Annotated in this window: 11 protein-coding genes and 1 pseudogene; 10 read left to right on the plus strand and 2 right to left on the minus strand. The window is 68.9% G+C overall.

Annotated elements, in window-relative coordinates:
• Window positions 1-87: 87 nt before the first annotated feature.
• On the minus strand, window positions 88-942 hold the full coding sequence (locus GXW79_RS15960) for an NHL repeat-containing protein (protein ID WP_211875432.1): 855 nt from the start codon (window positions 940-942) through the stop codon (window positions 88-90).
• 51 nt (window positions 943-993) lie between these two features.
• Between GXW79_RS15960 and hydA the strand changes: the two genes are divergently transcribed.
• Both hydA and GXW79_RS15970 read left to right on the plus strand, forming a co-directional pair.
• Window positions 994-2,451: a dihydropyrimidinase gene (gene hydA, locus GXW79_RS15965; RefSeq protein ID WP_211875433.1), complete on the plus strand. Its 1,458-nt coding sequence runs from the start codon at window positions 994-996 to the stop codon at window positions 2,449-2,451.
• Window positions 2,452-2,505: 54 nt separating this feature from the next.
• A complete protein-coding gene (locus GXW79_RS15970) occupies window positions 2,506-3,486 on the plus strand; it encodes a Bug family tripartite tricarboxylate transporter substrate binding protein (RefSeq protein WP_211875434.1) in 981 nt (326 codons plus the stop codon).
• On the opposite strand, the gene GXW79_RS15975 is transcribed toward GXW79_RS15970, so the two are convergent.
• On the minus strand, window positions 3,483-4,112 hold the full coding sequence (locus GXW79_RS15975; RefSeq protein ID WP_211875435.1) for an MSMEG_1061 family FMN-dependent PPOX-type flavoprotein: 630 nt from the start codon (window positions 4,110-4,112) through the stop codon (window positions 3,483-3,485). The genes GXW79_RS15970 and GXW79_RS15975 overlap by 4 nt on opposite strands.
• 113 nt (window positions 4,113-4,225) lie before the next feature.
• On the opposite strand from GXW79_RS15975, the gene GXW79_RS15980 reads away from it, so the two are divergent.
• From GXW79_RS15980 to GXW79_RS16015, 8 genes and pseudogenes are all read left to right on the plus strand, one after another.
• The gene (locus tag GXW79_RS15980; RefSeq protein ID WP_211875436.1) at window positions 4,226-4,957 is read left to right on the plus strand and encodes a YebC/PmpR family DNA-binding transcriptional regulator; all 732 of its coding nucleotides are present in this window, start codon (window positions 4,226-4,228) and stop codon (window positions 4,955-4,957) included.
• Window positions 4,954-5,460 carry a crossover junction endodeoxyribonuclease RuvC gene (gene ruvC / locus GXW79_RS15985; RefSeq protein WP_211875437.1) on the plus strand — a complete coding sequence of 169 codons (507 nt, stop codon included), beginning with the start codon at window positions 4,954-4,956 and terminating at the stop codon, window positions 5,458-5,460. The genes GXW79_RS15980 and ruvC overlap by 4 nt, the downstream gene beginning before the upstream one ends.
• 193 nt (window positions 5,461-5,653) lie before the next feature.
• Window positions 5,654-6,262, plus strand: coding sequence for a Holliday junction branch migration protein RuvA (gene ruvA, locus GXW79_RS15990; RefSeq protein ID WP_211875438.1), 609 nt, complete (start codon window positions 5,654-5,656; stop codon window positions 6,260-6,262).
• Window positions 6,259-7,290 (plus strand): Holliday junction branch migration DNA helicase RuvB, encoded by a 1,032-nt coding sequence (gene ruvB / locus GXW79_RS15995; RefSeq protein WP_211875439.1) that lies wholly within the window; start codon window positions 6,259-6,261, stop codon window positions 7,288-7,290. Before ruvA ends, ruvB begins: the two co-directional genes overlap by 4 nt.
• Entirely contained in the window at window positions 7,287-7,742 is a 456-nt protein-coding gene (locus GXW79_RS16000; protein ID WP_246504047.1) for a YbgC/FadM family acyl-CoA thioesterase, read from the plus strand. Before ruvB ends, GXW79_RS16000 begins: the two co-directional genes overlap by 4 nt.
• Window positions 7,743-7,764: 22 nt before the next feature.
• A complete protein-coding gene (gene tolQ, locus GXW79_RS16005; protein WP_211875440.1) occupies window positions 7,765-8,511 on the plus strand; it encodes a protein TolQ in 747 nt (248 codons plus the stop codon).
• 4 nt (window positions 8,512-8,515) lie between these two features.
• Window positions 8,516-9,025, plus strand: coding sequence for a protein TolR (gene tolR, locus GXW79_RS16010; RefSeq protein ID WP_211875441.1), 510 nt, complete (start codon window positions 8,516-8,518; stop codon window positions 9,023-9,025).
• A gap of 12 nt (window positions 9,026-9,037) precedes the next feature.
• Window positions 9,038-9,336 (plus strand): annotated as a pseudogene (locus GXW79_RS16015) (hypothetical protein); the annotation flags it as partial.

The following is a 9,336-nucleotide window of genomic DNA, read 5'->3' on the forward strand; positions in this document are numbered from 1 at the left end:
GCCACTGGTACATTTGCCTTTGCGCACCCTAGGGTACAGATCAATCAACGGCTTGGACTTTGTAGCTCGGCCACAATTCGCGACATTCTAGTCGACCGCTGGTACCAGCTTCGTCAGCCGTGGCGGGTTCTGCTCGCTCAGGAAGATCGCGCCATCCGGCCCGCGCCACATGCCATGGGCGCCGTTCAGGATTGGGCGGCACTTCGCCTCCAGCGTGCCATCCGCGCCGAACAGCGACAGGCTGGGCACCTGGTCGGTCACGTACAGCCCGCCATCGGGCGCGCCATGCACCGACATCGGCTTGTGCACCTTGCGCCAATCGGCAAGCCACTCGCCTTCGGGCGTGAAGACGCAGATGCGGTTGTTCTCCCGGTCCGCGACGGTGACGCGCCCATCGGGCAAAACCCAGATCCCATGTGGCGTGGAGAATTCGCCCTTCCCCTCTCCCGGCGTGCCCCAGCCGCCCATCGGCGTGCCGTCGGCGCTGAAGCGGTGCACCCGCGACGCCGCATATCCATCGGCCACGTAGATCGTCCCACCGGGCGCGAAGGCCACGTCGCAGGGCGCATTGAACGGCTCGCCGGGACGGTCGCGGCGACCGATGCCGCCGAGGCGCCTGCCGTCGGGCGAGAAGATGATGATCTCCTGCGCGTCGCGGTCCACCACGAAGACCCGGCCATCCGGATGCACGCTGAGCATATGCCCATCGGCAACGTCATCGCCTCCCCAGGCGGCACGCCGGCTGCCATCGGGGTTCAGCACCACCACCGCCGGCCCGTCCTTTGCCGTATAGGGGTCCTGGCGCAGCTGGCAGTAGACGTTGCCCTTCGCATCGCACGCCACGTCGCTGGGCGATCCAACCCCCTGCGGGACATCGCCCCAGGGGCGCTCGACCCGATACCGTTGCGCGCCGAGGCGCACGAAGAGACTATGGCGCGGCATCCGATCATCTCCTGTCCGCGCCCATCATGCGCAACCCCGAGGACCCTGCCCATGGCCGAATTCGACCTCGTCATCCGCAACGGCACCATTGGCACCGCAAGCGCCGTCTTTGCGGCCGATATCGGCGTGAAGGACGGTCGCATTGTCGCGATCGGCGAGAAGCTCGGCGGCGGGGATGAGGAGATCGACGCGACGGGGCGCCTCGTGCTGCCCGGCGGCGTGGACAGCCACACCCACATCGACGAGCCGCGCCCGGGCCCAACGGTCAATGCCGACAGCTTTGCATCCGGCAGCGCCTCGGCGGCAGCCGGCGGCACCACCACCGTGATCGGCTTCGCCCGCCAGGGCCGCGGCGAGAGCCTGACGCAGCGCGTGGCGGAGCACCATGAACGCGCGCGGCGAAGCCGCATCGACTACAGCTTCCACATGATCCTGACGGATCCGACCGCGAAGATGCTGGCGGAGGAAGTCCCGGCGCTTGTGGAAGCCGGGCATCGCAGCCTGAAGATCTTCCTCACCTATGACGGCGCGCGGATCACCGACACCGAGGCGCTGCGGGTGCTCGCCGCCGGCCGCAAGCTCGGCGCGCTGGTCTGCATCCACGCCGAGCACCACGAGCTCATCGACTTCTACAAGACCGCGCTTGTCGAAGCCGGGCTGACACTGCCCAAGCACCACGCCTGGTCGAAGCCCATGCTGGTCGAAAGCGAATGCGTCCACCGCGTGTGCAAGATGGCCGAGGCGCTGGACACCCCCATCCAGGTCTTCCACGTCAGCGGCGCCGAAGCCGCCGAGGAGATCGAGCGCGCACAAAAAAAGGGTCTGAAAGTCTGGGCGGAAACGTGCCCGCAATACCTGGTCCTCACCACGGACGATCTCGACCGCCCGGGGTTCGAGGGTGCCAAGTTCATCTTCTCCCCCGCCGCCCGCACGGGCGCGGACCAGGACGTGCTTTGGGACGCGATCCGGCGCGGCATCATCTTCAACGTCAGTTCGGACCATGCGCCGACGCGCTATGAGGGTGCGGACGGCAAGCTCGCCTTCGGCCCCGACGCGCCCTTCACCAAGGTGCCCAACGGCATCCCCGGCCTCGCGACGCGCATGCCCATCCTGTTCAGCGAGGGCGTGGTGAAGGGGCGCATCGACCTGCAAACATTTGTTGCCATCACCGCCACCAATCCGGCGAAGCTGTTCGGCCTGACCACCAAGGGCACCATCGCAATCGGGTACGACGCCGACTTCGCCATCTGGGATGCGGGCAAGCCGGTCACCATCACCAACGACATGCTGCTGCACGACAATGACCACTCCCCCTATGAGGGCATGGCCATCACCGGCTGGCCGGAGGCGACCTATGTGCGCGGCAAGCCCGTGGTGGTGGGCGGCAAGGTCGTCGCACCCGAGGGCTACGGCGCCTTCCTGCCACGCGCGCCCTATCCGCTGATCGCGCCGCGCGGGGTCTTCCCGACACCGTTCAACCCAGTGGACGGTGTGCTCGTGGATCGGTAGCGGATGGCCCGCGCATTGCTTGGGCTTCATCCGGACACATTCGGAGCTCTTGCCATGCGCCGCCGCTCTCTCCTCGCCGCCAGCCTCGGGGTCTCGGGCCTTGCCGCCCCCGCCATCGCCTCGGCGCAGGGCGCCTGGCCGAACCGCAACGTGCGCATCGTCGTGCCGTTTACCCCCGGTGGTGCCAGCGACATCATCATCCGCCCGGTGGCGGCGCGGCTGGAACAGATGCTCGGCCGCAGTTTCGTCATCGAGAACCGCGCCGGCGGCGGCGGCGCGATCGGCGCGGGCGCGGTCGCTGCGGACCGACCGGACGGCTACACCTTCCTGGTCTCCACCCCGGCGCCGCTGATCCTGCTGCCGCAGATCATGACCGGACTGACCTACAACCCCGACCGCGCCTTCAGCTATGTCAGCCTGCTCGGCGGCGCGCCGATCGTCTGCGCCGTGAAGGGCGACAGCCCGATGCGCACGCTGGCCGAATACGCCACTGCCGCGAAGGCGCGCGAGGAGGCGGTGAGCTACGGCTCCTCCGGCATCGGCTCTGTTGGCCACCTCACCGGCGTGCTGTTCGGCATGGAAACAGGCGCGCGGCTTCTGCACGCCCCCTTCCGCGGCGCGCCCGAGGCGCAGCAGGCCGTGCTCGGCGGCAGCACCACCTCGCTGTGGGACACGGCGGGGGCGAATGTCGCGGCTATCCGCGCGGGCAACATGCGTGGGCTCGCAGTGTCCTCGGCGACACGCGCCGCGGCGCTGCCGGACGTGCCGACTGCCATCGAGGCGGGTTTCCCGGGCGTGGTCTCCACCAACTGGTTTTTGCTTGCGGCTCCTGTGGGCACGGACTCCGCGATCATCGCGCGCATGGATGAGGCGGTGCAGACCATCCTCGCCGACGCCACCATCAAGGAGCGGCTGGAGGCTGCCGGCATCGTGGCCCTGCCGCGCACGGCACCGGCAGACATCGCGGCCTGGGTGGCCGCGGAGAAGACACGCTGGACGCCGGTGATCCGCGCCTCGGGTGCCGCGCTCGGCTAGTAGAGGGACTTCATCGCCCGCGCATAAAGCTCGGCATCATATTCGACGGGGTCTACCAGGCCACCGGTATGCGCGGCGATCATCTCGCCCGCGCTCGGCACGCCCGCGGGCTTTTCCCGCCCCGCCCAGATGCCCGATCGCAGCAGGGCGCGGCCGCATTGCATGTAGACCTCTGCCACCGTCACCAGGATCACCGTCGCCGGCTCCACGCCCTTGTAGGCCAGCTGCGCGCGCAGTGTCGGGTCCGTCGTCAGCCGCGCGGTGCCGTTGATGCGCAGCGTCTCGTTCGAACCGGGCACGAGGAACAGCAACGCGATGCCGCCGGTCTCCACGATGTCGCGCAGCGCTTCGATGCGGTTGTTGCCGCGCCGATCGGGCAGCGCGAGCGTGCCGTCTTCGAGCGTTGCGACGAAACCCGGCGCATCGCCGCGTGGCGTCGCGCGCAGGCCGCGGCTGCTGGTCGTCGCCAGGATGCAGAAGGGCGACCCTGCGATGAAGCGGCGCGCGGTGTCGTCGAGCGCGGTCGTCACCTTCTTGTTGCTGCGCTCCGCAACCTCCCCGTACAGCGCGGACAGCGCCTCGAGCGAGGTGACGGCGAAGGGGTCGGGGTGGCTGTGCGTGTCCATGGGATGACAAGGTGCCTGGCCGCGAGCCGCCCCGCAATGGGTTCCGGTGGCGCCAGGGCCTTGGGCGCCCTATAAGCTCTTCCTCATCCTGTATCTGAAGATGGACATCGGCCATGGCCGGGCATTCCCACGCCAAGAACATCATGCACCGCAAGGCGGCCCAGGGCGCCAAGAAAGCCCGCGCCTTCGGCAAGCTGATCCGCGAAATCAGCGTCTCGGCCAAGCAGGGCGTGCCCGACCCCGCGATGAATCCGCGCCTGCGCGCCGCGGTGAAGGCCGCACTCGTCGCGAACATGACGCGCGACACCATCGACCGCGCCATCAAGCGAGCCGTGACCGCTGGCCAGGGCGAGGATTACGTCGAGGTCCGCTACGAAGGCTATGGCCCGCACGGCGTCGCCATCATCGTCGAGGGCCTGACCGACAACCGCAACCGCACCGCCGGCGACCTGCGCAGCGCGTTTGCCAAGCATGGCGGCCAGCTCGGTGAGAGCAACACCGTGGCCTTCCAGTTCTCCCGCCACGGCGCCATCCGCTACCCCGCCTCCGCCGCCACCGCCGACGCCATGCTGGAAGCCGCAATCGAGGCCGGCGCCGATGACGTCGCCAGCAGCGAAGACGGCCACGAGATCGAATGCGCCGTAGAAGATCTCGGCCCGGTGCGCGATGCGCTGGAAGCACGCTTCGGCCTGGCGGAATCCGCCCGCCTGGAATGGTGGCCCAACGTCACCGTCGAGCTCGACGAAGAGCGCGCGGCCGGGGTCATCAAGCTGCTCGACGCGCTGGAAGACAATGACGACGTCCAGCACGTCTACGCCAATGTCGATGTGAGCGATCCCGCGTGACACGCATCCTAGGCATCGATCCCGGGCTGCGCCACACCGGCTGGGGCATGGTGCACAGCGAGGGCAGCACGCTGCGCCACCTCGGCTGCGGCATCATCTCGCCGGACGATACCCTGCCCATGGCCGAACGGCTGATGGCGCTGCACCGCGGCCTCGCCGCCTTGCTCGCGGAATGGCAGCCCGATGAGGCCGCCATCGAAAACACCTACGTCAACCGCAACCCCGCCGCGGCGCTGAAGCTGGGTCAGGCGCGCGGCATCGCGCTGCTCGCACCCGCGCTGGTCGGCATCCCCGTCGCGGAGTACCAGGCGATGGAGGTGAAACGCGCCGTCGTCGGCACGGGCGCGGCGGCGAAGGAACAGGTGGCGGATATGGTGCGGCGTCTGCTGCCGGGAGCGCGGCTGGCGCGGGCCGATGCGGCGGACGCGCTGGCGATTGCGATCTGCCATACGCATCATCGGGCGACGCGCCTAGCGTTGGCGCGGGGGTATGTGCCGGCATGACAGTAAGCATGGGGGAAATGAATTTCCCCCCGCGACGCACTGCGTCGCGCCCCATTCTTTCTTGTTTGAATTATTGGCACGGGCTGGCAGGTGGCACCGGGACCTTTAAGCGCGATCCGCGTTGGCAGCGAGCACCAGTAAATAAAAGTAAAAGAATGGGGTCTGGGGAAATTCTTTTCCCCGGTCTTTCTCCATGATCGGCATGCTCACGGGACGCCTCGTGGAGACCGCCGAAACCACCTGCGTCCTCGACGTCCAGGGCGTCGGCTACCTTCTCTCCTGCTCGCGCAAGACGCTAGACGCGATGACGCGCGCGGACGGCGCTCAGCGTGTGCTGGTGGAGACGCATCTGCGCCAGGATGCCATCACTCTTTACGGCTTTTGCGATGCCGCCGAGCGCGAGGCGTTTCGTGCGTTGATCGAAGTGAAGACGGTCGGTCCGCAGAAGGCGCTGCTGGTGCTTTCGGGCCTTACGCCGAATGCCTTGGCGGCGGCGATCGCGGCGAAGGAGCGCAAGCGGCTGTCGGAGGTGAAGGGTTTGGGTGCCGCGACGGCGAACCGCATCATCGACGAGCCTGCGATGCAGAAATGGGCCGTCGGCCGCGCGACGCCGGAGGCTGATGGCGCGGGCGTCGCTGACACTGTGGCGCCTCCGGATGATGCGGTTTCCGCGCTGATCAATCTGGGGTGGAAGCGGATCGAGGCGGTGGGTGCCGTCTCGCGCGTGCGGGCGCGGTTGGGTGATGATGCGGCGCTCGGCGTCCTTATTCGCGAAGGGCTCAAGGAGCTCGCGCCGCGATGAGGGTCACCGATGGCGAGCGGCAGGAGGAGGATGGCGCGGAGGGCAGCCTGCGCCCGCGCATGCTCGACGAGTTCATCGGCCAGAAGGCACTGCGCGAGAATCTCAAGGTATTCATCGCCGCCGCCGGCGCGCGCGGCGAGGCGATGGACCACGCGCTGTTCTTCGGCCCGCCTGGATTGGGCAAGACCACGCTCGCGCAGATCGTCGCGCGCGAGATGGGCGTGGGCTTCCGCGCCACCTCCGGGCCCATTCTGCAACGCGCCGGCGACCTCGCCGCCATCCTGACGAATCTTCAGCCACGCGACGTGCTGTTCATCGACGAAATTCACCGCCTGCAACCCGCCATCGAGGAGACGCTGTATCCCGCGATGGAGGATTACTGCCTCGACCTCATCATCGGCGAAGGCCCCGCCGCGCGTACCGTGCGCATCGACCTCCCGCCCTTCACGTTGGTGGGCGCGACCACCCGCGCAGGCCTGCTGACACAACCGCTGCGCGACCGCTTTGGCATTCCGCTGCGCCTGCAATTCTACGACATCGATGACCTGCTGCTCATCGTGAAGCGCGGTGCGGAAAAACTGCGCTTCGCCCTCGCGCATGATGGCGCGCTCGAGATCGCGCGGCGATCGCGCGGGACACCTCGCGTCGCGGGGCGGCTGCTGCGCCGGGTGCGCGATTTCGCCGCAGTCGCCGGCATCCCCGCCGACCGCGCCATGGCCGATGCCGCGCTGCTACGGCTGGAGGTGGACCATCTCGGCCTCGATGCCATGGACCGGCGCTATCTCCGCCGCATTGCCGAACATCACAATGGCGGCCCTGTTGGGGTGGAGACGCTGGCCGCGGCTCTGGCCGAATCGCGCGACACGCTGGAGGAGGTGATCGAGCCCTTCCTCATCCAGGAGGGCCTGGTCCTGCGCACGCCCCGTGGGCGCATGCTCGGCGAGCCGGGCTGGCGGCACTTGGGCCTCGCCCCACCCGTCATGGTTGCGGCCCAACTGGACCTGCTCGGGCCCGATGATGCCCCATGACGGTCATGGAATCGCCACCGCACCAGTTTCCCATTCGCGTCTATTTCGAGGACACCGATGCCGGCGGCATGGCCTATCACGCGTCCCATCTGCGCTGGGCGGAGCGGGCGCGGACGGAATCATTGCGCGATGCGGGCCACCCGCACCAGGGCATGATCGATGGTCACAACGCGTTACTCGTGGTGCGACGCGTTGAAGTGGAGTATTGGCGGCCCGCCCGGCTGGATGACAGCTTGGTGGTGGAGACGAGGATTCGCCGGGTGACCCCCGTGCAACTGGTTCTCGACCAACGCGTTCTGCGCGATGGCGAGCGCCTCGCGGCGCTGGTGGTCGGACTGGTCTGCGTGGACCGCGACAAGCTGTCCCCGAGACCCATCCCGGAGCCCTGGCGGACCCTGTTCCGGCAAGGCGTGCACGAAACACCCAAAGCGGCACAGACCGCTCCATCTTGATGTCGTTGAAGGAGGGTTCCGCTTGGACCGCACTGTGAATGCCGCCGGCTTGCCGCAGATCGCCCACGACCTCTCGCTCTGGGGCCTGTTCCTGCAGGCCGACTGGGTGGTGAAGGGCGTGATGATCGGGCTGCTGCTGGCCAGCGTCTGGGTCTGGGCGATCGTGTTCGAGAAGGTGACCTCGCTCCGCCGCGCCAATCGCGCGGCCGACGCGTTCGAGGACAAGTTCTGGTCCGGCGGCAGCCTCGACGAGCTGTTCGCGCGGGAGGGCGAGGCGCCGACGCATCCCATGGCCGCCGTGTTCGGCGCCGCGATGCGCGAGTGGCGGCGCAGCGCCAATCTCACCGGCGCCGCTGTGGCCGGTGCCAAGGAGCGGGTGGAGCGGGCGATGTCCGTCACCATCGGGCGCGAGCTGGAGCGGATGGAGCGCTGGATGGTGTTCCTGGCGTCGGTCGGCTCGGTAGGGCCCTTCATCGGCCTGTTCGGCACGGTGTGGGGCATCATGAACAGCTTCGCGGCCATCGCGGGCATGCAGAACACCAACCTCGCGGTCGTCGCCCCGGGCATCGCGGAGGCGCTGTTCGCGACTGCCATCGGCCTGGTCGCGGCGATCCCGGCGGTGCTCGCCTACAACAAGATCAACACAGACCTCGCACGCTTCGCGGCACGGCTGGAAAGCTTCGCGACGGAATTCGCCGCCATCGTCTCACGCCAGGCGGACCAGCAGGCCTCGGCCGCGCCGGCCCGCGCCACGCAGGCGGCGGAGTAGGGCCATGGCCGTCTCCCTCGGAAACCGCCCCGGCGGCCGCTCGCGCTACCGGCCCATGTCGGAGATCAACGTCACGCCGCTGGTCGACGTGATGCTGGTGCTGCTGATCATCTTCATGGTCGCCGCACCGCTGATGACGGTGGGCGTGCCGATCGACCTGCCGCGCACCGCCGCCCAGCCGATGGCCCAGGAGACCGAGCCGCTGACCATCTCGGTCAACACCGAGGGCAAGATCTTCCTGCAGGAAACCGAGGTGCCGCTGGAGGGGCTGGTGGAGCAACTGCGTGCCATCCTGGCGAACCAGCCGGCCCAGGCCGCGGGGCAGCCCGAACGGCGCATCTTCGTGCGCGGTGACCGCGGCATCAACTACGGCCGGGTGATGGAGGTCATGGGCACCATCGCCACCGCCGGCTTCACCCGCGTGGCCCTGCTGACCGAGCAACCCGCCGGCCGTCCCGCCGCGCCACCCGCAGCTCCCGCCGCCCCCCCGGCGCGGCCGCGCCCGGCGCGCTGACCGGGCCCCGCCGTGTCCGCGAGCACCTTTGGCTTCGGCGCCGGACCGGACCAGCGCGACAGGCTGCCGCGCTGGGGTGCCGTCTCGCTTGGGCTGCACATGCTGGTGCTGGCGATTGGCGCGCTCTTCGCCCTGGCGCGCCCCATCCCCGAACCGCAGGAGACCGGCATTTCGGTTGAGGTGATTTCCACAGAGGCGCCGCAGGAAGCCCAGGGCGAGCGCCCGGCCCCGGTGCCCGCCCCCAACCCGGTCACCGCGCCGCCGCGCCCCGAGGCGCCGGAGCAGCGGCCCAACCAGGTGACCGCGCCGCC

The organism is Plastoroseomonas arctica (assembly GCF_018128965.1).
Lineage (GTDB): Bacteria > Pseudomonadota > Alphaproteobacteria > Acetobacterales > Acetobacteraceae > Plastoroseomonas > Plastoroseomonas arctica.